Annotated in this window: 24 protein-coding genes; 7 read left to right on the forward strand and 17 right to left on the reverse strand. The window is 65.3% G+C overall.

Annotation, left to right across the window (positions count from 1 at the left end; all coding sequences use genetic code 11):
• Positions 1-98: 98 nt before the first annotated feature.
• The 8 genes from secF to pdxT form a co-directional block, all read right to left on the reverse strand.
• Positions 99-1,115, reverse strand: a complete 1,017-nt coding sequence (gene secF / locus ACETK3_RS10095; RefSeq protein WP_373992821.1) for a protein translocase subunit SecF — start codon at positions 1,113-1,115, stop codon at positions 99-101.
• Positions 1,115-2,872 carry a protein translocase subunit SecD gene (gene secD, locus ACETK3_RS10100; protein WP_236798479.1) on the reverse strand — a complete coding sequence of 586 codons (1,758 nt, stop codon included), beginning with the start codon at positions 2,870-2,872 and terminating at the stop codon, positions 1,115-1,117. The genes secF and secD overlap by 1 nt, the downstream gene beginning before the upstream one ends.
• Positions 2,873-2,971: 99 nt before the next feature.
• Positions 2,972-3,385 carry a preprotein translocase subunit YajC gene (yajC, locus tag ACETK3_RS10105; RefSeq protein ID WP_236798480.1) on the reverse strand — a complete coding sequence of 138 codons (414 nt, stop codon included), beginning with the start codon at positions 3,383-3,385 and terminating at the stop codon, positions 2,972-2,974.
• Between the two features lie 209 nt (positions 3,386-3,594).
• Positions 3,595-4,680, reverse strand: coding sequence for a Holliday junction branch migration DNA helicase RuvB (gene ruvB / locus ACETK3_RS10110; protein ID WP_236798481.1), 1,086 nt, complete (start codon positions 4,678-4,680; stop codon positions 3,595-3,597).
• Positions 4,673-5,317 (reverse strand): Holliday junction branch migration protein RuvA, encoded by a 645-nt coding sequence (gene ruvA, locus ACETK3_RS10115; protein ID WP_236798482.1) that lies wholly within the window; start codon positions 5,315-5,317, stop codon positions 4,673-4,675. Before ruvA ends, ruvB begins: the two co-directional genes overlap by 8 nt.
• Positions 5,318-5,405: 88 nt before the next feature.
• Entirely contained in the window at positions 5,406-5,984 is a 579-nt protein-coding gene (gene ruvC / locus ACETK3_RS10120; RefSeq protein WP_159631890.1) for a crossover junction endodeoxyribonuclease RuvC, read from the reverse strand.
• A gap of 65 nt (positions 5,985-6,049) precedes the next feature.
• Positions 6,050-6,805: a YebC/PmpR family DNA-binding transcriptional regulator gene (locus ACETK3_RS10125; protein ID WP_236798483.1), complete on the reverse strand. Its 756-nt coding sequence runs from the start codon at positions 6,803-6,805 to the stop codon at positions 6,050-6,052.
• A 3-nt stretch (positions 6,806-6,808) separates the two neighbouring features.
• Complete coding sequence (pdxT, locus tag ACETK3_RS10130; RefSeq protein ID WP_373992822.1) at positions 6,809-7,519, reverse strand: pyridoxal 5'-phosphate synthase glutaminase subunit PdxT; 711 nt, start codon at positions 7,517-7,519, stop codon at positions 6,809-6,811.
• 90 nt (positions 7,520-7,609) lie between these two features.
• Here pdxT and ACETK3_RS10135 point away from each other — a divergent pair, with 90 nt between their 5' ends.
• Both ACETK3_RS10135 and ACETK3_RS10140 read left to right on the forward strand, forming a co-directional pair.
• On the forward strand, positions 7,610-8,902 hold the full coding sequence (locus ACETK3_RS10135; RefSeq protein WP_373992823.1) for a MurT ligase domain-containing protein: 1,293 nt from the start codon (positions 7,610-7,612) through the stop codon (positions 8,900-8,902).
• Positions 8,899-9,654, forward strand: coding sequence for a type 1 glutamine amidotransferase (locus ACETK3_RS10140; RefSeq protein WP_236798486.1), 756 nt, complete (start codon positions 8,899-8,901; stop codon positions 9,652-9,654). The genes ACETK3_RS10135 and ACETK3_RS10140 overlap by 4 nt, the downstream gene beginning before the upstream one ends.
• Before the next feature lie 16 nt (positions 9,655-9,670).
• Here ACETK3_RS10140 and ACETK3_RS10145 read toward each other — a convergent pair whose 3' ends face one another.
• Positions 9,671-11,044, reverse strand: a complete 1,374-nt coding sequence (locus ACETK3_RS10145) for a hypothetical protein (RefSeq protein WP_237428240.1) — start codon at positions 11,042-11,044, stop codon at positions 9,671-9,673.
• Here ACETK3_RS10145 and ACETK3_RS10150 point away from each other — a divergent pair.
• Together ACETK3_RS10150 and ACETK3_RS10155 are read left to right on the forward strand one after the other, a co-directional pair.
• On the forward strand, positions 11,043-11,177 hold the full coding sequence (locus tag ACETK3_RS10150; protein ID WP_373992824.1) for a hypothetical protein: 135 nt from the start codon (positions 11,043-11,045) through the stop codon (positions 11,175-11,177). The two genes, ACETK3_RS10145 and ACETK3_RS10150, sit on opposite strands and share 2 nt — an antisense overlap.
• Positions 11,178-11,212: 35 nt before the next feature.
• A complete protein-coding gene (locus ACETK3_RS10155) occupies positions 11,213-13,225 on the forward strand; it encodes a M3 family metallopeptidase (RefSeq protein ID WP_373992825.1) in 2,013 nt (670 codons plus the stop codon).
• Between the two features lie 351 nt (positions 13,226-13,576).
• On the opposite strand, the gene pdxS is transcribed toward ACETK3_RS10155, so the two are convergent.
• The 6 genes from pdxS to ACETK3_RS10185 form a co-directional block, all read right to left on the reverse strand.
• Entirely contained in the window at positions 13,577-14,503 is a 927-nt protein-coding gene (gene pdxS / locus ACETK3_RS10160) for a pyridoxal 5'-phosphate synthase lyase subunit PdxS (protein WP_141181666.1), read from the reverse strand.
• 137 nt (positions 14,504-14,640) lie between these two features.
• Positions 14,641-15,264 (reverse strand): phosphatidylinositol phosphate synthase, encoded by a 624-nt coding sequence (gene pgsA / locus ACETK3_RS10165; RefSeq protein WP_236798489.1) that lies wholly within the window; start codon positions 15,262-15,264, stop codon positions 14,641-14,643.
• Positions 15,254-15,841, reverse strand: coding sequence for an HIT domain-containing protein (locus ACETK3_RS10170; RefSeq protein ID WP_306969134.1), 588 nt, complete (start codon positions 15,839-15,841; stop codon positions 15,254-15,256). The genes pgsA and ACETK3_RS10170 overlap by 11 nt, the downstream gene beginning before the upstream one ends.
• 18 nt (positions 15,842-15,859) lie before the next feature.
• Positions 15,860-17,869 (reverse strand): threonine--tRNA ligase, encoded by a 2,010-nt coding sequence (thrS, locus tag ACETK3_RS10175; protein ID WP_236798491.1) that lies wholly within the window; start codon positions 17,867-17,869, stop codon positions 15,860-15,862.
• A gap of 138 nt (positions 17,870-18,007) precedes the next feature.
• Entirely contained in the window at positions 18,008-21,499 is a 3,492-nt protein-coding gene (locus ACETK3_RS10180) for a DNA polymerase III subunit alpha (RefSeq protein WP_306969135.1), read from the reverse strand.
• 11 nt (positions 21,500-21,510) lie between these two features.
• The gene (locus ACETK3_RS10185; protein ID WP_236798493.1) at positions 21,511-21,861 is read right to left on the reverse strand and encodes a hypothetical protein; all 351 of its coding nucleotides are present in this window, start codon (positions 21,859-21,861) and stop codon (positions 21,511-21,513) included.
• A gap of 131 nt (positions 21,862-21,992) precedes the next feature.
• Between ACETK3_RS10185 and ACETK3_RS10190 the strand changes: the two genes are divergently transcribed.
• Positions 21,993-22,382, forward strand: a complete 390-nt coding sequence (locus ACETK3_RS10190) for a hypothetical protein (RefSeq protein ID WP_236798494.1) — start codon at positions 21,993-21,995, stop codon at positions 22,380-22,382.
• Positions 22,383-22,406: 24 nt separating this feature from the next.
• On the opposite strand, the gene ACETK3_RS10195 is transcribed toward ACETK3_RS10190, so the two are convergent.
• A complete protein-coding gene (locus ACETK3_RS10195) occupies positions 22,407-22,727 on the reverse strand; it encodes a chorismate mutase (RefSeq protein ID WP_373992826.1) in 321 nt (106 codons plus the stop codon).
• A 19-nt stretch (positions 22,728-22,746) separates the two neighbouring features.
• Between ACETK3_RS10195 and ACETK3_RS10200 the strand changes: the two genes are divergently transcribed.
• The gene (locus ACETK3_RS10200; protein WP_373992827.1) at positions 22,747-23,169 is read left to right on the forward strand and encodes a VOC family protein; all 423 of its coding nucleotides are present in this window, start codon (positions 22,747-22,749) and stop codon (positions 23,167-23,169) included.
• Between the two features lie 13 nt (positions 23,170-23,182).
• On the opposite strand, the gene ACETK3_RS10205 is transcribed toward ACETK3_RS10200, so the two are convergent.
• Complete coding sequence (locus ACETK3_RS10205) at positions 23,183-23,956, reverse strand: SOS response-associated peptidase (protein ID WP_306969139.1); 774 nt, start codon at positions 23,954-23,956, stop codon at positions 23,183-23,185.
• Positions 23,957-24,088: 132 nt separating this feature from the next.
• Between ACETK3_RS10205 and ACETK3_RS10210 the strand changes: the two genes are divergently transcribed.
• Positions 24,089-24,346, forward strand: coding sequence for a mycoredoxin (locus ACETK3_RS10210; RefSeq protein ID WP_236798496.1), 258 nt, complete (start codon positions 24,089-24,091; stop codon positions 24,344-24,346).
• The last annotated feature ends 13 nt before the right edge of the window (positions 24,347-24,359 follow it).

Consider the following 24,359-nt stretch of genomic DNA (forward strand, 5'->3'; position numbering starts at 1 on the left):
AGAATAGTCAAGGGCCGGGTGACGCAATATCTGCATCACCCGGCCCTTGAGGGCTTTACAACTGCCTGTGGTTCCCCGTCAGGCTTCGCGGTTGCCGGTCAGGCTTGCGCCGGCGTCGCCGTCGTTGACCGCTCCGCAGCCCCGGCGCGGCGCTGCTCCACGCGCCGTGCCTGCTTGACCAAATCCGGTTCGCCCTGGCGGAGCCAGGCGTACATCGGCGCCGCCACGAAGATCGTCGCGGCGGTGCCGATCAGGATCCCGACGAACAGGGCGAGGGACAGGTCGCGGAGCGTTCCTGCGCCGAGGAGTCCGGCACCGATGAACAGAATGGCTCCGACGGGGAGGATGGCCACCATCATGGTGTTGATGGACCGCACCAGCGTCTGGTTGACCGCGAGGTTGACTTCCTCGGCAAAGGTCCGGCGCGTGGACGCGTCGATGCCGGAGGTGTTCTCGCGGATCTTGTCGAAGACCACCACGGTGTCGTACAGGGAGTAGCTGAGGACGGTCAGGAAGCCGATGATGGCCGACGGGGTCACCTCGAAGTCGCTCAGGGCGTAGACCCCGGCGGTGATGAACATGGTCACCGCCATGCCGGCAAGGGCCGAGAGGGACATCTTCCAGGTACGGAAGTACAGGGCCATGAGCAGGGCCGCCAGCAGCACGAACACCACCAGGCCGATCAGTGCCTGCTTTGTCACGTCAGCACCCCAGGTGGGGCCCACGAACGTGGATGTCACCTCGTTGTCCGTAACGCCATAGGCGCTGGTGAGGCCCTGCTTGATTTTGAGGGTTTCGTCGTCCGTCAGTTTGTCCGTCTGGATGCGCATGGTGTTGCCGGCCACGTTTGCCACGCGCGGAACGCTGCCGGATACAACGTCGGTGACGGCTTTCTCGCCGATGGCGGCATCGGTGGTCTTGACGTTGGAGACCGTGAATTCAGAGCCGCCGCGGAATTCAATACCGAGGTTGAAGCCGCCCTTGGCCACCGGGATGATGATGGACAGGGCCACGCCCACCGCGGCGATGATGAACCAGATCTTCTTGGCGCCAACGAAGTCGTAGGAGCGCTTGCCCGAGTAAAGCTCGTTGCCGAAAGTGGAGAAGCCTGACATTACTTGTTCTCCTTCGCGGAGGTCTTGGACGAGCCAGCCAGCTGTTCCTGCTTTTCTGCCATGCGCCGTTCGGCGATGGTCATGCGGCGCTCGGCCTCGGCCGCTGCACCGGCGTTCTTGCTGCGGACCACCACAGGCCGCTCCTCGGGAGTACGGATCCGCCCGGCGCCGCGGTACAGCGGCACCGCGCCCAGCCGTTCGGGGTCCAGGCCGGAGAACTTGTGGCCTTCACCGAAGAAACGGGTGCGGGCCAGAAGCTGCAGCGTGGGGTGGGTGAACATGAACACCACGATGAGGTCGGCAATGGCGGTCAGGCCCAGGGTGAAGGCGAAACCGCGCACGTTGCCCACGGCGACGAAGTACAGGACGAGCGCGGCCAGCAGGTTGACGGCCTTGGACGCCAGGACGGTGCGCTTGGCCCGCTTCCAGCCGTTTTCGACCGCGGACACCAGGCCGCGCCCTTCACGCAGTTCGTCACGGATGCGCTCAAAGTAGACGATGAACGAGTCAGCTGTCTGGCCGATGGCCACGATGATGCCCGCAACGCCCGCAAGGGACAGCCGGTAGTTCTCGGTCCAGCCGAGGATGGCGATGGCCAGGTAGGTCAGGGCACCGGCCACCACCAGGGAGGCAATGGTCACGAAGCCCAGGGCCCGGTACTGGAACAGCGAGTAGACCACCACGAGCAGGAGCCCGATCAGGCCGGCCAACAATCCCATGCGCAACTGTTCCCCACCAAGCGTGGCGGAAATCTGCTGCTCGCTCTGGATGTCGAAGCTGATGGGAAGGGCGCCGAACTTCAGCTGGTCGGACAGGGCCTTGGCGGTCTGCTCGGTGAAGCCGCCGGTGATCTGCGGACGTCCGTCGGTGATGACGGCCAGCGCACGCGGCGCGGAGATGACCTGGTCGTCCAGGACGATGGCGAACTGCGCCTTGGGGTCGCTGCCCGACTGCCCGCCGGCGGCCGTGTAGAACTGGTTCAGGCGCTCGGTGACCTCTTTGAACTTCGCGGTACCTTCGGCGTCGAACTGGATGTTGACGGCCCACTCATTGGTGACCGCGCCCTGGGCGCCCTGCTGCAGCTGGAAGGACGAAGTGACGATGTTGCTGCCCTTCACCTCCACGGGACCCAGGATGTACTTGATCGCCGGGGACTTGTCGGTGGCAGGCTCGCAGGTGACCAGCGGCTTCGTGGGATCTGACCGCTGGGACTTCTCGGCTGCGGGGCTGTTGCAGTCAAGTGTCTCGAACTGCTTGTAGATCTCGGGTGTGATCCAGTTGGTGTCGCTGCTGTTCGCCGGGGCAGCCGTCGGCTTGGGGAGCTGGGCCTCAGGGGTCTGCGACTCCGGCGGCACCGGTGCGCCGTCACCATTGAGCAGCACGGGGCGGAAATTCATGTCCGCGGAGGCCTGGATCAGGTTCCGGGTTTCGGCGGAAGGCGTGCCGGGAAGGCTGACCACCACGTTGCGCCCGGACTGGGTGCTGATTTCCGCTTCGGAGACGCCCGAGCCGTCAACGCGCTGGCGGATGATCGCCACGGCCTGGTTGAGCTGCTGCTCGTTGATGTCCGATCCGCCCTCCACCTTCGGGGCGAGGATCATCTGGGTGCCGCCCTCCAGGTCCAGGGCGAGTTTGGGCGCCCAGCTGGCCTGTCCGGCGATGGTGCCGCCGGCCAGGACGGCGGTCAGCGCCGCCAGGAGTACGCCAAGCCAGACCAGGACGCGGAGCCCCGGCTTCTTGCGGCCAGTTCGTGCCATTGTCGATCTTTCTCTTATTCGCGGAGGAACCGCCGGCGCAGGCCATGGCCGCGCCGGCGGTGGTCCGCAGCGGTAGAGGGAGGAAAGGGGCCAGCGGGCCTAGCTGTCCTTCTTGCCCTCGTCGTTGAGGCGCTTCAGGTTTTCTTCCGGAGTCTCCGCGCCGGTGGCGGTGCTCCCGGTCTCCGGGGTGGTGAGGGAGGACGCATCGTCCGGTACCACAGGGGAAGCAGCGGCGGGCTCGGCCTCAGGGGTGGTTTCCACGGCAGGCTCGATGACCTTGGTGACGGCCTGGCGGTGGACGGTGGCCAGGTTGCCGGGGGAAAGTTCAAGCGTGACCTTGTTGTCGGCCTCGTCGATGTCCACGATCCGGCCGAAAAGGCCAAAACTGGTCATGACCTCCACGCCCGGGCCAAACTTCGACTGGAGCTCTGCCTGCTGCTGCTGCGTCTTCTTGTTGCGGCGGAACATCATGAAGATGAACACGCCGAGCATGACGAACAGGAGAATTGACATTGGATCCAAGGGGAATTCCGTTCTTTTTCTGGTACAGCTGGTTTTCCAGCGACGTCGGCTTCGCTTCGGCCGGGGCGGGCTGGTGATGCAGGCAGAGCGCCTGACTTTTCCTTCCCCAAGCGACGGGGGCGTCAGGGCCACCCGCGAAACAAAGACCCGAACGTGCCGGGCGTCATACCAGTCTAAAGGGAAAAGCTGAAGGGAGCCTGCTATTGGCCCTCCGCGACCCATTCCCCCGCCGCGGAAGCGTCCCCGCCGGGCTCGAAAAGGTCCAGCTGCTCCTGCGCGAACACGTTGGACGGGATGGCGTAGCCAAGGTGCGTCCACGCAGCCGCCAGCGCGATCCTGCCGCGGGGCGTGCGGCCCAGCAGGCCTTCGCGGACCAGGAAGGGTTCGGCGACGGTTTCCACCGTTTCGGTTTCCTCACCCACGGCAATAGCGAGGGTGGAGAGGCCCACGGGACCGCCGCCGAATTTGGTAATGAGGGCGTCCAGGACCGCCCGGTCCAGCCGGTCCAGGCCTTTCTTGTCCACTTCATACATGTCCAGGGCAGCGGAGGCGGCCCTTGCATCGATTTGTTCGATGCCGTGCACCAGCGCCCAGTCCCGGACACGGCGCAGCAGGCGGTTGGCGATACGCGGCGTACCGCGGGAACGGCCGGCGATCTCAGCGAATCCGGCGGAGTTGACCTTCAGGTCCAGCAGCCCGGCGGAACGGCGCAGAACCAGCTCCAGCTCGGGAACCGAGTAAAACTCGAGGTGCCCGGTGAACCCGAACCGGTCGCGCAGCGGTCCCGGGAGCAACCCGGCACGGGTGGTGGCCCCCACCAGGGTGAACGGCGGCAGTTCCAGGGGAATCGCAGTGGCGCCTGCACCCTTGCCCACGACAATGTCGACGCGGAAGTCCTCCATGGCCATGTACAGCATTTCCTCCGCCGGACGGGACATGCGGTGGATCTCGTCGAGGAACAGGACCTCGCCTTCGGACAGCGAGGACAGGATGGCCGCGAGGTCGCCGGCGTGCTGGATGGCCGGTCCGCTGCTGAGGCGCAGCGGCGCGTTCATCTCCGCGGCGACAATCATGGCAAGGGTGGTCTTGCCCAGGCCGGGCGGGCCCGAGAACAGCACGTGGTCCGCTGTCCGCCCGCGCATCCGGGAGGCCTGCAGCACCAGCGACAGCTGCTTGCGCACCCGGTGCTGGCCAACGAAGTCGTCCAGGTTCTTGGGCCGCAGCGCGGCCTCGATGGCGCGCTCTTCCGGCTCCTCCCCCGCGGCAACCAGTGAGGGTTCAGCCACGTGTGCCTACGCGGTTGCCGGCGCGTGCGCCGTCCTGGCCGAGCCACCGGAGCGTGGTGCGGAGGATCTCGGGAACGTTGCCGCGGAAGGACACTTCGGGTTCGTCGGCCAGGGCTTTGTCGATACTGGTGGACGCGTCCTTCTCGGACCAGCCAAGGCTGGTCATTGCGGCCACCACCTGGGGCTTCCAGGCGGCCTCGGCAGGGGTTCCGGCTCCGGGAGCTGGAGCTGTCCCCTGCGGGACGAGCTTCCCTGCGAGTTCCAGCACAATCCTGCCCGCCACCTTGGGGCCGATGCCGGGGACCTTGGTGAAGGTCTTGCTGTCCCCCGTGTGTGCCGCCACCCTAATGGCTTCGGGGTCATGGACTGCCAGGACAGCAAGGGCAAGCCGGGGCCCGACTCCGCTGACGCTGAGCAGAACCTCGAAAACCTCGCGCTCGTCGTCGTCCGCGAAGCCAAAGAGCGTGAGCGAGTCCTCCCGCACGATCAGCGAGGTGAACACCTTGCCCTCTTCACCGACGCGGAGGTGGCTAAGGGTCTGTGGGGTGGCATAGACGCTCATCCCGGCACCGTTGAGGTCAATCACAGCCGTTGACAGGCCAACGTGCGCTACCGTTCCGCGGAGGAAACTGATCAAGGCCGGGCTCCCGTGGTACTGCGGGCCCGTTCGTGGGGCCCGGCTATCCGAACATATCTACGAATACCCTAGCAAGCAGCAGGGACAATCAGCGTGCGCGGCGCGCCTTTGCCTCCGCTTCGGCCCACGCGCGCTGGGCGGGCGTCAGGGATGAGCTGCCGGGACCGGTGGTGGCCACGGCGGCACCGCTGCCGGCGCGCCACGCATGCGTGATGGCCAGCGCCAGCGCGTCGGCCGCGTCGGCGGGGCGCGGAGGGGCATCCAGCCGGAGGATCTTGGTAACCAGTTTGGTCACGGCGTCCTTGTTGGAGGACCCGCTGCCGGTGACGGCTGCCTTAACCTCCGACGGCGTGTGGAGCGCCACCGGGATTCCCCGGCGTGCGGCCGCCGCGATCACCACGCCGGAGGCCTGGGCGACACCCATTACCGTGCTCACGTTGAGTTGCGAGAAAACGCGTTCGACGGCGAGTACTTCCGGCTCGTAGCGGTCCAGCCACTCGTCGATGGCCGTGGCGATCACGAGCAGCCGGCGGTCGAGGGTCTCGTCCGGGGACGTGCCCACGACGCCAACGGCGACCATGCTGGCGCGCCGGTTCCGTTCGACGTCCACGACGCCGATGCCGCAGCGGGTGAGGCCGGGATCAACACCGAGGACACGGAGGGTCATTTGTACTCCGCTTCGGCCGGGGAACCCGACTTAAATTCCTGCGGACTAGCGGGCAAGGTGGGACGTCACTCGGATTCCAGGGCAGCCTGGACGTCGTCGCTCAGGTCGGCGTTGCTGTAGACGTTCTGGACGTCGTCGAGGTCCTCGAGGGCATCGGCGAGCTTCAGGAACTTGCGGGCGCCGTCAACGTCCAGCTCCACCTGCATGGAGGGCACGAACTCCACTTCGTCCGTGTCGTATTCAATGCCGGCTTCCTTCAGCGCTTCACGGATGGCCTGCAGGTCGCCCGGCTCCGAGTGGATCTCGAAGGTCTCCCCGTTGTCCTTGACTTCCTCCGCACCTGCATCGAGGACGGCCATCAGGACGTCGTCCTCGCTGAGGCCGTTCTTGGGCAGGTTCACCACGCCCTTGCGGGTAAAGAGGTAGCTGACGGAGCCGGGGTCGGCAATGGTGCCGCCGTTGCGGGAGATGGCCAGGCGAACCTCTGATGCTGCCCGGTTCTTGTTGTCGGTAAGGCATTCGATCAGCAGGGCCGAGCCCTGCGGGCCGCGGGCCTCGTACATGATTTCGGTGTAGTCCACCACTTCGCCGGTGAGGCCGGCGCCGCGCTTGATGGCGCGGTCGATGTTGTCGTTGGGAACCGAGGTTTTCTTGGCCTTGGTGACGGCGAGTTCCAGGCCGGGGTTGCCGGCGAGGTCCGGTCCGCCCATCCGGGCGGCAACTTCAATGTTCTTGATCAGTTTGGCGAACGACTTTGCGCGGCGGCTGTCAATGATCGCCTTTTTGTGCTTGGTCGTTGCCCATTTGGAGTGGCCTGACATGCTTTACGCTTCTCCTCTGATCATTCGGATAAAAAGTTCGTGTACGCGTTTCTCGCCGGTCACTTCCGGATGGAAGGAGGTGGCCAGCAGCTGGCCGGAACGCACTGCCACAATTCTAGCCGCCCCCGGCAGCGATGCGGCGTGGGATGCATGGTGGGGGTCGGCCGGTTCCACCTGTGCCAGGACCTCCACGTCCTCTCCCACCCGTTCCACCCAGGGCCCGCGGATGAAGACTGCGTGCACCGGTTCCACGCCCGATTCGGTGGCGCTGAAGTCCAGGCCCTTGAAGTCCAGGTCGGTTTCGAAGGATTCGCGCTGGCGGCCGAAGGCGTTGCGGCGGACAGTAATGTCAAGGCCGCCGAAGGTCTGCTGCGGCGCACCGGAGAGATCGGTTGCCGGATCGGCGATGTCGGACGCGAGCAGGATCATGCCTGCACAGGAGCCATACACGGGCAGGCCCTCGCCGATGTATTTGCGGAGCGGATCGGCAAGCTCGAAGGCACGGGCCAGCTTATCGATGGCGGTGGACTCGCCGCCGGGGATAATGAGGCCGTCCAGGCCGTCCAGTTCCTCCGGGCGGCGCACGGGCACGCCTTGGGCGCCCGTGGCTTCCGCGGCACGCAGGTGCTCACGGAAGTCGCCCTGGAGGGCCAGGGCACCGATATTCAGGCCTGACCCCACGCGCGCCTGGGCAGCAGATGGGGGGTTTGTCATCTTTCCAGCATACGGCCCGGGCCGTATGGCTGGTGCCGCAGGCATCCTGCCGGCAAAGGTTGCATGCCGCTGCTGGGATATATTCAAAACATGGTCTTCTACAGTGTTCCGCTCGGCAAGCTGGTCCGCAGGGTGTCCCGGCTGCGGGGCGGCGGGTCCGCGCTGCCCGGCCTGGTGGTCGAAAAAATCGACCCCGGCTTCATGCGGCGGACGCTCACCACCCTGCCGCACGGTGTGGCGGTGGTCAGCGGCACCAACGGCAAAACCACCACCACCAAGATGGTGGTGGAACTGCTGGAGAGCCAGGGCCTGAAGGTTTTCACCAACCGCACCGGCAGCAATTTCACGCGGGGCGTGGCGGCGGCCCTCCTGGGTGAAGTGGACTGGCGCGGCCGGCTGGACGCGGACATTGCCGTCCTGGAGCTTGACGAAGCCCACGCGGTGCATTTTGTGAACAGTGTCCCGCCGCGCTACTGCCTGCTCCTTAACGTGCTGCGCGACCAGCTGGACCGCTTCGGCGAAATCGACAAGACCGCACAGCTCCTGCAGCACATTGCCGCCAAGACCACCGGAACCGTGGTCCTCAACCGCGAGGATCCGCGGGTGGCACGGATCGCAGACACCCTGACGGGTCAGGAGGTCAAGTACTTCGGCCTCGACGACTCCCTGCTGGCGACCTTCCCCAATGACGACGACATGCGGGCTGCTCCCGGAAGCCCCGCCCCGGCGGGCCTGCCGGAGAAGCCGGCCGCCGACGTCGTGCTCCGGAAAGTGGGCGCGGACAGTGCCGAGTTTGAGTACGACGGCGGTACGGTCACCACAGCGATGAAGCTGCGCGGCGTGTACAACATCTTCAATGCGGCCGCGGCCCTGACCCTGGCCCGCAGCATCTGCGGGGCAGGCGCCGCGACGGCGGACCACGCCACCTTGCTCGAGGCGTTGTCCAAGGTTGCCCCCGCCTTCGGGCGCGGTGAAAGCCTCACCGTGGACGGCCAGCCACTGGACCTGGTGTTGGTCAAGAACCCCAGCGGTTTCCGGCTGGGACTTAAATCCTTCCCTGCCGGCGGTTACGCCACCATGATCGCGATCAACGACAACTATGCCGACGGCCGGGACATGTCCTGGCTCTGGGACGTGGAGTTCGATTCCCTCCGGGAGGGCGGCGTGGAGCTGCTCACCGGGTCCCGGGCCTACGACATGGCGCTGCGGTTGCAGTACGACGACGTCCAGGTCGGGGCCGTGGAGCCGGAGATCCCCGCCGCCCTCGCAGCCTTCGTCAGGGAGGGCCGGGGCAAGCCAAAGCGGATCTTCTGCACTTACACGGCGATGCTGGCCATTCGCCGCGAGCTGTCCAAAATCACCACCGTGGAGGTTGTCTCGTGAATCCGGCAGAAGCAGCGACGGCTGCCGCCCAGTCCAAAGGCACCCTCCGGGTAGTCCAGTTGTACCCCCGCGACATGAACATTTACGGCGACTGGGGCAATGCCCTGGTCCTGCAGCGGCGCATCGCCTGGCACGGGTACACCCCCGAACTGCTTGAGTACAACGTGGGCGACCCCTTCCCTGACGGCGTGGACATCATCGTGGGAGGCGGGGGCCAGGACAGCGGCCAACTGGTGATCCAGGACGACCTGCAGGCCCGGGCCGGAGAACTCAAGGAGTTGGCCGAGGACGGTGCGCCCATGCTGCTCATTTGCGGCCTGTACCAGCTCTTCGGCCGCTTCTTCAAGACCCGCACTGGCGCTGTTATCCCGGGTATCGGCGTCCTGGACGTGGAAACCCACGGCACCGACGAGCGCCTGATCGGCAACGTCAAGATTTCCACTCCAGAGTTCGGTGAGGTTTTGGGCTACGAGAACCACAGCGGACAGACGACGCTGGGCGCCGGTGTCAGGCCGCTAGGCACCGTCCCCAAGGGTATGGGGAACAACAGCAACGATGGCCATGAGGGCGCCCGCTACCGCAACATCGTGGCCAGCTACCTGCACGGCTCGCTGTTGCCCAAGAACCCGGCGATCGCGGACTTCCTCATCCGGACGGCTGCGGAGCGCAAATTCGGCAGCTTCTCCCCCGGCAACCCGGACGACACCTACGCCGTCCTCGCCAGGGAGCACGCTGCCCGCCGCCCCCGCTGAGCTGCGGTATCCGTACTCAACGCCACTGAAAGTACTCGCGGTGGATGTTTGCCCGGCGGACGCCTGCCGCCTGGAAGGCTTTCCGGAACTGCCGCAGCATGACGTCCGGGCCGCCCATGAAGACCGACAGCCGCCGTGGTTCGGTGCCCACTGAGGCCAGGACCGCTTCCGGGGTCAGCCGTCCGTCCGCGGCGGTGTCCACCAGGTGTACGGTAAGCCGGGGATGCTTCCTGGCGACGGCGGCAATCTCGTCGGCGAACGGGGAACGTCCCGCCGAGGTGACGAAGAAGTGGACCTCTTGCTGCAGTTGCCCGTCAGGCTCCGCGTCGAGGGACCGCAGCCAACTGAGGAACGGCGTGATCCCCACTCCTCCCGCGATCCAGACTTGGTGGGCAGTGCCACGGTGCCGGTCAAACCGACCATAGGGACCGCCCACGACCGCCGGCATGCCCGGCTGGACCACGTCGGGAAGCCTGGTCGTGTGGTCGCCCAGGGCCTTCACCGTAATGCTGATTCCACCCTCCGGGGCGGGTCCGGAGATGGAGAAAGGATGGCGCTGCCAGCCCTCGGCCGTTTCGAGGTAAACCATGGCGAACTGGCCCGGCTTGAAGGCCAACGGCCGGCCCAGGGGTCGCAGCGCCACCTCCACCAGGTCCGCAGCAACAGGCCGGACCCCGGCCACCTGGTAGTCGTGGTGCGGAAGGAAGCGCCGTGCCAGCAGTTCGCGGTAGGCATAGAAGGCCAGGCCCGTTCCGCCGATGGCCACGTAGCTCCACCGCAGTCCGGGTACAGCACCGAATGCGCTGGCATCGAGCAGGCCGTGCAGGAATCCGGCCGCAAGGAACAGGCCGGTCAGGCGGTGGAAGCCCCGCCACCGCTCGTAGCCGCCCAGTAGGCGGGCGGCCAGCTGGACCGGCTTGGACTGAAGCGCGGTGACCACCAGCCGCCGCACGGGTGCCGGAAGCATGGTCCGCCAACGTGGCAGGATGGCCCACACCACCAGCGCCGCGAGGCCGCAGATAGCCACCACGGCCAAGGTTTTTCCCAGGCTGGTGGCTTCCGGGTTGGACGCAAGTTCGATGTGCGGCAACAGCAGGATGGTTGCCGTAATCGCCGCCCTGCGGTGCCAGATGGCGGCGTGGTCGATGCCGCCGAAAACAGGCTCGACAAGGGGAAGGGTACTGACCAGGACCAGCGCGATCGAATACAGCAGCACGGATTCGCCGCCGAAGAGCTGCCCGACGTAACCGGCAACGGGCTCATTTCCCGGACGAGCCAGATACCAGAAGATGCCGTACGCCATCACGAGCACCATCACCACGCCCGGACCCAGCCACCGGAACGGTACACCCAGGAAGGTGGTCCCGGGCCTTGTGCCACTTTTGGTCATGGACCCTGGTCTCCTTCGTCATTACCCGAACTGGGACTTTGCCCTGCTGGGCGCGCTGGTTGCAGTCCTGGCTGGACTCCATAGCGGCAATTGTAGGGATCCCGGCTGGGAGGACGACGCCATGGGCAGGTAATTGAGAAGCGTGCCCCGCTGTGAAAGGTTTACCCCATGACGAACCCCCTCCTCACTGCCAGTCCCCTGCCCTACGGCATTCCACCTTTCGCGGCGCTCGCGCCGGAGCAATACGGTGAGGCCATCGAAGCAGGCCTGGCTGCGCACCTGGACGAAATCGAGGCCATCGCCGACAACGACGAACCGGCCACGTTTGAGAACACAGCCCTTGCCATGGAACGCTCCGGACAACTCCTGAACCGGTCGGCCGCGGCGTTCTTCACCCTGGTTTCGGCGGACGCGTCTGAGCAGATCAGGGAACTCGAAACGGTGCTGTCACCGCGGTTCTCTGCCCACCAGGACGAGGTCTACCTCAACAGGAGGCTGTTCGAGCGCTTTGCGGCCATTGATACGGCCGGTCGTGATCCGGAATCCGTCCGGCTGGTAGAGGAGTACTTGAGGGAGTTCCGCCAGTCGGGCATCCAGCTGGACGGCCCAGGCCAGGAACGGCTGCGGGCAATTAACGCCGGGCTGGCCCGGCTGGGCACCGAGTTCGGCCAGCGGGTCAAAGAGGGCATGAAATCGGCTGCCCTGCTGGTGGAGGACGTCCGTGACCTGGCGGGGCTGCCCGCCGATGACGTCGCCAGCGCTGCGGAAGCTGCCCGCGCCGCCGGGCACGAGGGCAAATACCTGCTCACCCTGGTCCAGCCGGGCAACCAGCCTGCCCTGGCCTCGCTCGAGAACCGTGCCGTCCGCCGTCGCCTGTTTGAAGCGTCCCTGGCCAGGGGCAGTGACGGCGGCAGCCTGGATGTGCTGGACCTGGCCCGCGAGCTGGCCGGGCTGCGGGCGGAAAAGGCGCAGTTGCTGGGTTTCGCCAACTATGCCGAGCTTGTCGCGGACCGCCAGACCGCGCCTGACTTCGAGGCCGTCCGGACCATGCTCAACCGCATGGCGCCGGCAGCCGTCCGTAACGCGGATGCCGAAGCGGCCGCGTTGGCCGAGGTCGCCGGGCACCCGCTGGAGGCATGGGACTGGGCCTACTATTCCGCAAAGGTGCGGCGGGAGAAGTACGACGTCGACGAACAGGCCCTGCGTCCGTATTTCGAGCTCGACCGGGTCATCACCGACGGCGTGTTCTATGCCGCAAAATCGCTGTACGGGATCACCTTCCAGGAGCGGGCGGATCTCCAGGCCTACCACCCGGATGTGCGCATCTGGGAGGTCCGGAATGAGGACGGTTCCAGCCTGGGCCTGTTCCTCGGCGACTACTATGCGCGTGAATCGAAGCGGGGCGGGGCGTGGATGAACTCGCTCGTTGAGCAGTCTGCCCTGCTCGGCACGCAGCCCGTGGTGACTAATACGCTCAACATCTCCAAGCCGCCGGTGGGCGAGCCAACGCTTCTCACCCTGGACGAGCTGCGGACCCTGTTCCACGAGTTCGGCCATGCCCTGCACGGCCTGTTCTCCAACGTCACGTATCCCCGCTTTTCAGGCACCTCCGTGCCCAGGGACTTCGTGGAGTACCCGTCGCAGGTCAACGAGATGTGGATCATGTGGCCGGAGGTGCTGTCGAACTACGCCCGCCACCACGTCACCGGGGAGCCGCTTCCGCAGGAGATTGTGGACCGGCTCAACGAATCACGGCTCTGGGGGGAAGGCTTCGCCACCACCGAATACCTGGGCGCGGCCCTGCTGGACCTCGCCTGGCACACGCTGGAGCCGGGTGAGGTGCCGGAGGATGCCTTGGCGTTTGAGGCCAAGGCCCTCGCTGCGGCGGGAATTGCCCACCCGCTGATCCCGCCGCGGTACCGGACCGGCTACTTCCAGCACATTTTCGCGGGGGCAGGCTACGCAGCGGGCTACTACTCCTATATCTGGAGCGAAGTGCTGGATGCCGAGACGGTGGACTGGTTCACCGAGAACGGCGGCCTCACCAGGAGCAACGGCGAACGCTTCCGCCAGGAGCTCCTGAGCCGCGGCAACAGCCGCGACCCGCTGGACTCCTTCCGCACGCTGAGAGGCCGCGAAGCAAGGCTCGAGCCCCTGCTAAAGCGCCGCGGTCTGGAGTAACCCCATCGATTGCTGAGCAAGTGTCGTTCAGACCCCCGAAAACGACAAGTACGTGGGCCCACGTCGGCAGGGTTCCCTGGCCGAGCTTGCGAGGTTAGGGGGCCGGTGGGGAGCAATCGACGAGAAAAGCTAAAAAACGGACGACGCCGGTCCCCCACCAGAAGAAAGTGAGGAACCGGCGTCGTCAGTCACCGCGGTTGGCGACACGAAGCGCCGGACGGTGCGGTCCGGCAGCGTGCGTAAAGGGGCCCCGCGCCCCAGCCAGCCGCGAAAGCTGCCAAAGGAGCGCGGGGATAGCACGCAGAGGATCGCGCCGTCCGGCGCCGACAAGGCGCCAAAACGAGTAGTGAGTTACCAGCCGCGCTCAGCGAGACGGTGCGGTTGGGGGATCTCGTCGACGTTGATGCCCACCATGGCTTCGCCCAGCCCGCGGGAGGCCTTGGCGATGACGTCGGGGTCGTCGAAGAAGGTGGTGGCCTTCACGACGGCGGCGGCGCGCTGGGCGGGGTTGCCGGATTTGAAGATGCCGGAGCCGACGAAGACGCCGTCGGCGCCGAGCTGCATCATCATGGCAGCGTCAGCGGGGGTGGCAATGCCGCCTGCGGTGAACAGCACCACGGGGAGCTTGCCGGCCGCAGCCACTTCCTTGACCAGTTCGTAGGGGGCCTGAAGTTCCTTGGCGGCGACGTACAGCTCGTCTTCGGGCAGGGAGGAGAGCCTTGCGATCTCGGAGCGGATCTTGCGCATGTGCCCGGTGGCGTTGGAGACGTCGCCGGTGCCGGCCTCGCCCTTGGACCGGATCATGGCCGCGCCCTCGTTGATGCGGCGCAGGGCCTCACCGAGGTTGGTGGCACCGCAGACGAAGGGAACCTTGAAGTTCCACTTGTCGATGTGGTTGACGTAGTCGGCCGGGGTCAGGACCTCGGACTCGTCGATGTAGTCCACGCCGAGGGACTGCAGGACCTGGGCCTCCACGAAGTGGCCGATGCGGGCCTTTGCCATGACCGGGATGGACACGGCGTCAATGATCTGGTCGATCATGTCGGGATCGGACATGCGGGACACGCCGCCCTGGGCGCGGATATCGGCGGGAACGCGCTCGAGCGCCATGACCGCCACGGCACCGGCGTCTTCGGCGATGCGGGCCTGCTCGACGTTGACGACGTCCATGATGACGCCGCCCTTGAGCATCTCGGCCATGCCACGCTTCACGCGGCTGCTGCCCGTGACGCTGCTCGCGGACGAACCGGCCTCGTTGCTTACATCAGGTGTAGACACAAAAACCCCTATGGGTAGACAGATGATCTTCGCCGGGCATGCGGCGGCAGCTGCCGGAGGTGCACGCACGGGTTGCCGGGTCCCTTGACCGGGCACTTATATACTAGTCCCCCGCCGCGGGACCGGCTTAATCATGCTTAATCAGCGGAGGTTGGTGCTGCCAAGGCCTGCCGGTGCACCGAGAGTACACGCTGCACCACGGTAATGAGGCTGGCCAGCGCCAGAAGCACCAGCGTGACCAGGAGCACCACTGGCGGGAGTCCAAGGCCGGTCAGGCCGGTGACAACCAGCACGGATACCAGGCGCTCTGCACGCTCCGCGATTCCCACGTTGGCGGTGAATCCCAGGGACTCGGCCTTGGCCCTGGCGTAGGAAACCACCATGCCCAGGACAAGGCACAGCAGGGCGGCGACGGCGATGGGCGGGTTGTTGCCGCCGGTGAAGAACCAGACGGAAACACCGGCGAAGAGGGCGCCGTCGGCGATCCGGTCCAAGGTGGAATCGAGGAAGTTCCCCCAGCGGCTCTTGACCTCCTGCATTCTGGCCATGATGCCGTCCAGGACATCTGAGAAGATGAACGCCGTGATGAAGAGGGTCCCCCAGAAGAGCTGGCCCAACGGGTAGAACACGAGGGCACCCGCCGCAACCCCTGCTGTGCCAAGGATGGTGACCGCATCCGGGGAAACACCCATCTTCAGAAGCCAGCGGGCCAATGGGGTAAACAGGGCGGTGAAGAAACCGCGGGCATGCTTATTCAGCATCCGACTCCCCGGGCCAGGCGTCGGCCACCAACTGCCGGACCTCGTCAAGGGTCTGAGTGATGGCCTTGGTCTGGGCGATGATGGGGAAGAAATTGCCGTCCCCGCCCCACCGCGGAACGATGTGCTGGTGCAGGTGCGCCGAGATCCCGGCACCGCCCACAACTCCCTGGTTCATGCCCAGGTTGAAGCCACCGGGATTGGAAACCTTGCGCAGGACCCGCATGGCTGTCTGGGTCAGGTCGGCGAATTCTGCTGTTTCGTCAACCGTAAGATCCGTGTAGTCCGGGATGTGCCGGTACGGGCAGACCAGCAGGTGGCCTGGGTTGTAGGGGAAGAGGTTGAGCACCACGTAGCAGGTGCGGCCGCGGTGGACGATGAGGGCCTCTTCGTCGGTGCGGCCGGGGCCCACGCAGAACGGGCAATCATTCTCGTTCTTGAACTGGTGCTGACCGCCCTTGATGTAGGCCATGCGGTGCGGAGTCCACAGGCGCTGGAAGGCGTCCGGGACACCGGCGAGGGCAAAATCGTCGGTAACGCCGGCATCGCCTGGATAACCTGCGCATGTGTTCTCCTGCACTGTGTTGCTTCCGTTCGGCTAGCTGGTCCGGTTGCGGACGGCGTCGGTGATCCGTTTGACGGCTTCCTCCACCGGCACGCCGTTGTCCTGACTTCCGTCGCGGAAGCGGAACGACACCGCGCCTGCTTCCGCATCGTCGCCGCCGGCGATGAGCACGAACGGGATCTTGTCCTTGCTGGCGGTGCGGATCTTCTTGGGGAACCGGTCGGAGGACGTGTCCACCTCGGCACGGATACCCGCTGCCTTAAGTTGATCGACGACGTCGAACATGTACTCGTTGAACGCTTCGGCGACCGGAATGCCCACCACCTGGACCGGCGCCAGCCATGCGGGGAACGCACCGGCGTAGTGCTCGGTGAGGACACCCATGAAGCGCTCCACGGAGCCGAACAGCGCGCGGTGGATCATCACGGGGCGCTGGCGGCTGCCGTCGGCGGCCTGGAACTCCAGCTCGAAGCGTTCCGGCAGGTTGAAGTCCAACTGGATGGTGGACATCTGCCAGGTGCGGCCCAGCGCGTCCTTGGCCTGCACGGAAATCTTGGGACCGTAGAACGCAGCTCCACCCGGGTCCGGCACAAGCTCCAGTCCGGACTCCTGGGCCACCTCGGAAAGGGTCCTGGTGGCTTCTTCCCAGGTAGCGTCGTCGCCGACGTACTTTTCCGGGTCCTTGGTGGACAGTTCCAGGTAGAAGTCGTTCAGGCCGTAGTCCTTGAGCAGGTCCAGGACGAAGTTGAGGGTCTTGGTGAGTTCGTCCTTCATCTGCTCGCGGGTGCAGTAGATGTGGGCGTCGTCCTGTGTCATGCCCCGGACGCGGGTGAGGCCGTGCACCACACCGGACTTCTCGTACCGGTAGACCGAACCGAATTCGAACAGCCGCAGTGGCAGTTCACGGTAGGACCGGCCGCGGGAGCGGAAGATGAGGTTGTGCATGGGGCAGTTCATCGGCTTCAGGTAGTAGTCCTGGCCGGGCTTGCGGACGGTGCCGTCCTCGTTGAGTTCGGCGTCCACGTGCATGGCGGGGAACATGCCGTCCTTGTACCAGTCCAGGTGGCCTGAGACCTCGTACAGGTGCCCCTTGGTGATGTGCGGGGTGTAGACGAACTCGTAGCCGGCCTCGACGTGGCGCTGGCGGGAGTAGTCCTCCATCTCCTTGCGGATGATGCCGCCCTTGGGATGGAAGACGGGCAGGCCAGAGCCCAGTTCGTCCGGGAAGGAAAACAGGTCCAGTTCGGAGCCCAGCTTGCGGTGGTCGCGGCGTTCGGCCTCGGCGATGCGTTCCTGGTAGGCCTTCAGCGCTTCCTTGGTGGGCCAGGCCGTGCCGTAGATGCGCTGCAGCTGCTGGTTCTTCTGGTTGCCCAGCCAGTAGGCCGACGACGAGCGGGTCAGGGCGAAGGCGTTGGAGATGAACTTGGTATTGGGCAGGTGCGGGCCGCGGCAGAGGTCGCACCAGACGGTGGTGCCTTCCTTGCGTTCTACGTTGTCGTAGATGGTGATGTCGCCGGCACCGACCTCGACGTTTACGCCTTCCCCGGCCTCGGCGGCGTCGTTCTTCCTGCCCAGCAGTTCGAGCTTGTAGGGCTCGTTTTTCATCGCTTCGCGTGCCTGGTCCTCGGTGACGACGCGGCGGACGAACTTCTGGTTCTGGTTGATGATCTTCTGCATCATCTTTTCGAGGGTTTTGAGGTCCTCGGGGGTGAACGGCTCGGCAACGTCGAAGTCGAAGTAGAAGCCGTCGGTGATGTAGGGGCCGATGCCGAGCTTGGCGTCGGGACGCAGCTGCTGCACGGCCTGGGCCATGACGTGGGCCGTGGAGTGGCGCAGGACGTTCAGGCCGTCGGGGGAATCAATGGTGACACCCTCCACCTCGGCGCCTTCGGGAAGTTCCTGGTCCAGGTCCTTCAGTTCGCCGTTAACGCGGGCAACGACAACGTCACGGCGCTCAAAGAAGAGTTCCGCACCGGTTGTCCCGGTAGTCACCTTGGTCTCTTCGCCATCGACGAGAAGGGTGATCTGCTGGGCATCTGACACGGGTGTCTCCTATTCAAAGTTGAGGCTTCATAGCTTGTGGCATACGGGGACCACAGCCAGCCATCGTCAATGCTATCGGTTCCGGTCAGGGCCGACCAACGCGGCGCACGGCAGGTGCAGCGGACAAAAACTGCAGGCTCACCCGTTGAAACCGGTGATCGCCAGTGTCCTGCTGATGCCATCCAGGGGATGGGGCACGTCCCCGCCGCCCGCCGTCGTGTTTTCCGGGAAGGGCAAGGTGTCCGTCCGGCGCAGGTCCCACGCCATGCTCGCGCTGATGCTGATGCCCCGGGGTCCGGTCCTGCGGGTGGTGCCGCGGATCAGCAGCAGGCGGGTGCCGAACAGGAGCGGGCCGGCGCTTTCCTGGGCCTCGTGGAAGAAGACAGAATCCACGCAGCCGGTGCCGTCGTCAATGCTGATGAACACCACCCTCCTGCCGCCGCGCATGGGTGGCGTTTGGGTGGCCACGCGCACTCCTGCCACCAGCACTTCAGTGCCGTTGCGCAGGCTGAGGAGCTTATCCGCTGTGGTGACGCCCAGCTTTTCCAGCAGCGGCCGGTGGCTGTCCATCAGGTGGGTGCTGACATCGACGGCCATAAGGTCCAGTTCTGCCCTGACGTTTTCCACCAGGGTGGGGGCGGGAAGCCCAGGCTTGATGTTCCGCAGTTCGATGTCGCCCAGGGGAAGTGCCAGCTGCCCTTCCAGCACCTCCAGGCCTTTGCGCGTTCCGTTGGCGGTTTGGAACTGCTGCAGATGGTGCACCAGGTCCGCGCGGTTGGCCGGGCCACCTGCTTCCCGATGCAGGGAATCGAAGGCACCCAGCTGGGCCAGGCGCCGGATGCTGGGCTTGCTGAGCCGCGAGCGCGCCCGGAGGTCGGCCAGCGAGTCATAGGGCTGTCCGGCTACGATCCGTTTCAATTCGGCCGCAGACAGCCCGTAGATCCCGTTCAGGCTGAGCCGGATTCCCAGCTTTCCAGTGTCCTTGCCGGATTCGATCCGCTCCACCCTGTATTCGGCCTTGCTCCTGTTGATGTCCAGGGGAAGGATGGGGATGCCCAGCCGCCGGGCTTCGGAAACCAAAAGCCGTTTGGGATACATTCCGGGATCGTGCTCCCACAGGCCCGCCAGGAAGGCTTCGGGATGGTGTGCCTTCAGCCAGGCGGACTGGTAGGTGGGAACGGCGAAAGCAGCGCCATGGGCTTTGCAGAAGCCGAAACTGGCAAAGGACTTTAACGTCCCCCATACCTTTTCCACTACCTCGGGGGTATATCCCCTGGCCTTGGCGTTGCGCCGGAAGTATTCCTCTACCTGCGCTTCCCCGACCTCGTTGCTCAACGCCCTGCGGAACTCGTCGGCCTTGGCAAGCCCGCAACCGGTCATGATGTTGAGGGTTTTCAGGATCTGTTCGTGGAAGACCGTGACCCCGTGGGTTTCCTGCAGCACGGGTTTGAGGTCCGGGTGCGGATACACCTCAGGGGCAAAACCGTGGCGGTGTTCCAGGAAGGGCCGCACCATATCCGATTTCATCGGTCCTGGGCGGAACAGGGAGATATCAATGATGAGGTCGTTGAATTCACGTGGCGCCATCTTGCCGATCAGTTCCCGCTGCCCGGGGGATTCAATCTGGAAGCAGCCCAGGGTGTGCGTGCTCCTGATCAGTTCGTAGGTTGGTTCATCGTCCAGGGGGACGGCGTTCAGGTCGATCCGGCCATCTCCGGCAATGTAATCCGGCCCGGTGCCGTCAGGTCCCAGTGGGTGCCGCCCCGCTGCCACCACTTCCTTCTTGGTGGGGTGGATGCGGATGATCTCCCTGACAGCGAAAGCCATGGCGCTTTGCATGCGGACACCCAGGACATCGAGTTTGAGCATGCCCATGGGGTCCATGTCGTGTTTATCGAATTGGCTCATGGGCAGGCCAAGCCCGCTTGGCTGGACCGGGGTGCGGTCCAGGAGCGTTGCATCGCCCAGGATCACGCCGCACGGGTGCATTGAGATGTGGCGGGGAAGCCGGTCCAGGCGTTCGGTCAGGTCCACCAGCAGGTCAAGCTGCTGGTTGCCATCGGCATCGCGCTGTTCAACCCTGCCGGCAAACTCCCGCAGCTCGGGCTTCTCCTGCAGCGCCTCACGGAACTTGCGCGCCGAGAACCGCCACAGCTGCTTGGCGATCTCCCCCACCTCGCCGTCGTCCATCCCCAGCGCCAGCCCGGCGTCGCGCACTGCCCCCCGTGCCCGGTACCCGTTCTGCATACTCATGAGGGTGACCCGCTCGGACCCGAACCGTTCGAAGATCCGCCGGTAGACGTTGTGCCGTTCTGCGCTTTCGACGTCGATGTCGATGTCCGGAAGGGTGGCGCGGTCGTTGGAAAGGAACCGTTCAAAAATGAGATCGTGCTGGAGGGGATTCACATGGCTGACGTCAATCAGGTAGTTGACCAGGCTGGAGGCCCCCGACCCCCTGGCGGCCGCCCTGACCCCCATGTCCTGGATCATCCGCGACACCTCCGCCACTGTCAGGAAGTAGGAGGAGAAACCGAGGCTGTTGATGATCCTGAGCTCATGGTCCAGCCGAAGCAGCATGTCCTTCTCAGCCTTGCCGCTGACACCGGGGAACCGCCTCCCGATTCCTGCATGGCAGCGCTGGAGAAGTTCGGCGTGCGGATCCTGGTTGATGCCAATGACTGATGCTTCCGGGACCACCGGCTGCTTCCACCCCATATCGGCGGTGGGGTCAATCCTGCAGAGGTCGGCGAGCGCCTCGGTCTGGGCCATCAGCTGCTTGAGGTCCGCGGCGCCATAACCGGCCGCGGAAATGATCTCCTTTCCCAGGGCCAGCATCTGCTCCCCGGATTTCAGCCACCCCTGTCCGGTTGGCTGCAGGAGCGGCTCCCCTGCCAGCTCCGGCAGGGACTTCAGGGTCCTGGCTGAGTCCAGGACGTCGGCAGTGGGGGCTCCATCGGCGGCGCAGTAGCGGACGGCATTGGTGAGGATGGCGGGTACATGGTATTCCTCGGCAAGCCTGAGCATGCGGACAGCATGGGCCGTGCTGAACGGGGTACCCGGGGCGCTGAGCTGGGAGACGATTTCCGCTACGACCGTTCCCGCGGGCATGGCATCGATCCATTGCTTGAACAAGGTCCGGGGGCGCAGGTAGCGACGCCCGCCCATGGACCTTCCGACGTCGGAGTCGGGGCCGAGCAGGACGGTCAGCACGGGTTTGAGGGTTTGGGGGTCCAGGGTGCGGGAGGCGAGTTCGGCGCGGGTGACTGCCGCGGGCACTGCTCCCCCGGCTTTCCCGGAAGTCCTGGCGTGGGCGTCGGAGACCAGCCGGCAGAGCGCACGGTATCCGGCTCCGTTGTTGTTGCCCCTGGCCAGCACCACCACCCTGCCGGATACCTGCGTGCGGTGATCGCCGTCGTCGTCAAAGACTGCCAAATCCACTCCGACGATGGGATCGATGCCGGCTGCCATGCAGGCCTTGAGGTGCTTGATGGTGCCGTACAGGCCGTCCCTGTCGGTGCAGGCCAGGGCAGTGGCCCCGTCAGCGGCGGCTGCCATGGCCAGTTCCTCCGGCCAGGAGACGCCGTAGTGGGCGCTGAATGCTGTGGACACGTGAAGGTGGGTGAAGCTCATGCTGTTCTGTTTCAAGCAGTTCTGGGGCGCAGTGCGTCATGGATCCGCAGCAGCCGCCACCGGCCGCTGGGGATGTGGCGGGACAGGTCAAGGGTGAGGGGTTCTGTGCCGTCAGATTCTCCGGATTCCCCGGAACGGGGTGGCTTCCGGACGGGCAGCACCTGGATGCGCCAGATTTCGTGGTCCACCACGCCCTGCCCGCTTCCCAAGGGAGCCCTGGCGTCCTCCGCCCACCATTGACGGCGTTCAAACCAGCGGACAGGGTCGGCGCAGACTGCGTAAGACTTTCCTGCCCAGGTGAGGGATTCCGGTTGGCCTGCAGCGGAGCACACCACGTCAACGGACTCGCTGAACATGCCCATGGCGCCTCCCCGGACGGTAAAACTGGAATCGTTATTCGAACACGTATTCGAATAATGCCAGTCTACGCCGCGTCGGGAGCAAAACATAGGCGGGGGTGGACGGAGCGTGCGGCAGGGAGCAGGATGTTGGCATGAGTACCGATGACGCACTCCTCAAGCAGGCAAGCATCAAGGCCCAGGATTCCACGATCCTTGCCACGTTCGATATCGACGGCGCCATTCCGGAATCCGGCGCCTACGTGGTGGGGTTGATGGGGGCCTCGCCGGACTATTCATTCCAGCGGCGGCTGTGCATTGAGTTCATGAACGGGAAGGCAATCGCCTGCTACTCGTTCAACCGGGACCAGGGCGTCGAGGAGGATTACGACCTGTCCGGGGTGTCCCACTCGGAGAACACCATTACCGGGAGCTTTCCCCTGTCAGCCCTCAACGGGCTGGGACAGGGGCACGTCATTTCCGCCTTCAGCGAGGCGGACGGACGGGAGTTCCAGCACGGCGTGCCGGTGGAGGAGGCCCTGTAGGCCACCTCCACCAACACTTTAAAGTCAGCTGTTTTCTTTGTGGATCCGCAGTTCAAGTTCGATGAACGCAGAGATCATGGCCCGGTACGTTGACTCCACAATGTCAGGGTCAATGTCCTTTTTCTCAGCCGCTGAGCGCACGTGCTCGATAATGCGCTCCACCCGGCCCGGGGCGCGCATCTCGGCGTCATCACCCTTGAGGGTTCCGGCGATCCTGATCAGCCGTTCACGGCGGGCGATGAGGGTGACAATCTGCTCATCCACCTCGTCAACGGCAATCCGGACCGCAGCGAGCTGTTCCTTGTCGGCCCGGGCATCCCTATCGTTTCCTTGAATTGTCGCCATCGTCTGACAGTATCGAAGCATGGAGCCCAGAGTCGACTTTATCTCCCTCGGTGTCCGCAACGTTGCGGATTCACGCGTCTTCTATATTGACGGCCTTGGCTGGCCGGTCCACCGGGAGGTTGCAGGGGAGGTGCTGTTCATCCAGGTGAACCACGGCCTGATGCTCTCCCTGTGGGACGCACGCCAGATGCAGGCCGAAGCCGGCACCAATCCGCCGACCGGCGTCCCCTGCATCACCCTCAGCCACAACGTGGAAAGCCCGGCGGATGTGGACAGGGTCCTGGAGGAGGCGGCGGGGGCGGGCGCTGCCATCATCGCCGAGCCGGTCACCCAGCCCTGGGGCGGCTACACGGGCTACTTCGCCGACCCCGACGGCTTCCGCTGGGAAGTGGCCTATAACCCCACTTGGGCAGTGGACGACGCCGGCACCGTCACGGTGTGAAGGCCGGGCACCTTCAGAGGGGCTGCTGGAACAGTGCCTCCGCCGGGCGGATCAGTTCCGGGCCGTTGTTCCGGACATTGCCCACGTCCTTGCCCACCGAATCCACCTGCCAGTCAGCGGCGGCATCCTTGACCCGTGACCGCACCAGGTCCACCAGCCCGGCTGCGTCATCGGCCCGGGGGTCCAGCCAGGCTTCCATCGTGGCCTTGTCCATGGGCAGGGGCACCCTGTCGTGCAGTTCCGCCAGCTTCCCAAAGATGGTGGATTCCGTCCCCGGCGGAGGCGTGTCAGCGGTGAGGATGGACGTGGACAGCAGCCACCGCCCCGGCTGCCCTACAGGCACGGACAGGTCCTTCCACCATTCGTAGAGGCCGGCGAAAACCAGCCCATTGCCCTGGACCGGGTGCACGTAATACGGCTGCTTGGACTTCCCGGGGCCCTGCTTCCATTCGTAGTAGCCGTCCGCCGGGACTGCGCAGCGCCGTGACTTTACGGCTTTCCGGAATGCCGGTTTCTCCAGCACCGATTCGCTGCGGGCATTGATCATGCTGGACCCGATTTTCAGGTCCTTCGCCCAGGACGGGACCAGGCCCCAGCGTGCCACGTGCAGCTGGCGCACCTGCCTGGGCCCGGCGTTGTCCTCCTTCAGGCGCTCCAGCACGATGGGGACGGCGTCGGTGGGAGCTACATTCCACGACGGCGGAACGCTCACCTCGTCCTCCAGCTCGGCGTCGAACTCAGCCAGGAGGTCCCCCACGGCACGGGCCATTACGTAGCGTCCACACATGGCACCACCTTGCCACCGCCCGCCACAAACTGTCATCCAGCCCCGCCCACGCAATGCCGTACCGGGGAATACCGGCCGCCGCGCTACGGTTGAATGTAAGGAAACCTTCCAAGCGACGTATAGGAGCTCCCTGTGGACTTCACTCCCGAATCCGGCACCATCACCATGTTTTCCACCACCTGGTGCGGCTACTGCAACCGGCTGAAGAAGCAGCTCGATGCGCAGGGCATCGGCTACAACGAAATCAACATCGAAGAGGTGGAGGGTACCGCCGAGCTCGTGGAGCAGCTGAACGGCGGCAACCGGACCGTTCCCACCGTCCTCTTCCCGGACGGCACCGCAGCCACCAACCCGTCGGCTGCCGAGGTCAAGAGCCGCCTGGCCGCCTGATCCGGCCACCATC

Source organism: Arthrobacter sp. E44, from assembly GCF_041877125.1.
Classification (GTDB): domain Bacteria; phylum Actinomycetota; class Actinomycetes; order Actinomycetales; family Micrococcaceae; genus Arthrobacter.

What these genes read in the sequence shown, in the direction of transcription:
- secD (WP_236798479.1), bottom strand. Translation starts at nt 2,872, where the DNA reads ATGGCACGAACTGGCCGCAAGAAGCCGGGGCTCCGCGTCCTGGTCTGG.
- pdxT (WP_373992822.1), bottom strand. Translation starts at nt 7,519, where the DNA reads ATGACAAACCCCCCATCTGCTGCCCAGGCGCGCGTGGGGTCAGGCCTG.
- ACETK3_RS10190 (WP_236798494.1), top strand. Translation starts at nt 21,993, where the DNA reads ATGAGTACCGATGACGCACTCCTCAAGCAGGCAAGCATCAAGGCCCAG.
- ACETK3_RS10150 (WP_373992824.1), top strand. Translation starts at nt 11,043, where the DNA reads ATGGACCCTGGTCTCCTTCGTCATTACCCGAACTGGGACTTTGCCCTG.
- secF (WP_373992821.1), bottom strand. Translation starts at nt 1,115, where the DNA reads ATGTCAGGCTTCTCCACTTTCGGCAACGAGCTTTACTCGGGCAAGCGC.
- yajC (WP_236798480.1), bottom strand. Translation starts at nt 3,385, where the DNA reads ATGTCAATTCTCCTGTTCGTCATGCTCGGCGTGTTCATCTTCATGATG.
- ACETK3_RS10195 (WP_373992826.1), bottom strand. Translation starts at nt 22,727, where the DNA reads ATGGCGACAATTCAAGGAAACGATAGGGATGCCCGGGCCGACAAGGAA.
- ruvC (WP_159631890.1), bottom strand. Translation starts at nt 5,984, where the DNA reads ATGACCCTCCGTGTCCTCGGTGTTGATCCCGGCCTCACCCGCTGCGGC.
- ACETK3_RS10200 (WP_373992827.1), top strand. Translation starts at nt 22,747, where the DNA reads ATGGAGCCCAGAGTCGACTTTATCTCCCTCGGTGTCCGCAACGTTGCG.
- ACETK3_RS10145 (WP_237428240.1), bottom strand. Translation starts at nt 11,044, where the DNA reads ATGACCAAAAGTGGCACAAGGCCCGGGACCACCTTCCTGGGTGTACCG.
- ACETK3_RS10155 (WP_373992825.1), top strand. Translation starts at nt 11,213, where the DNA reads ATGACGAACCCCCTCCTCACTGCCAGTCCCCTGCCCTACGGCATTCCA.
- ACETK3_RS10125 (WP_236798483.1), bottom strand. Translation starts at nt 6,805, where the DNA reads ATGTCAGGCCACTCCAAATGGGCAACGACCAAGCACAAAAAGGCGATC.
- ACETK3_RS10135 (WP_373992823.1), top strand. Translation starts at nt 7,610, where the DNA reads ATGGTCTTCTACAGTGTTCCGCTCGGCAAGCTGGTCCGCAGGGTGTCC.
- ACETK3_RS10185 (WP_236798493.1), bottom strand. Translation starts at nt 21,861, where the DNA reads ATGGGCATGTTCAGCGAGTCCGTTGACGTGGTGTGCTCCGCTGCAGGC.
- pgsA (WP_236798489.1), bottom strand. Translation starts at nt 15,264, where the DNA reads ATGCTGAATAAGCATGCCCGCGGTTTCTTCACCGCCCTGTTTACCCCA.
- ACETK3_RS10180 (WP_306969135.1), bottom strand. Translation starts at nt 21,499, where the DNA reads ATGAGCTTCACCCACCTTCACGTGTCCACAGCATTCAGCGCCCACTAC.
- ACETK3_RS10205 (WP_306969139.1), bottom strand. Translation starts at nt 23,956, where the DNA reads ATGTGTGGACGCTACGTAATGGCCCGTGCCGTGGGGGACCTCCTGGCT.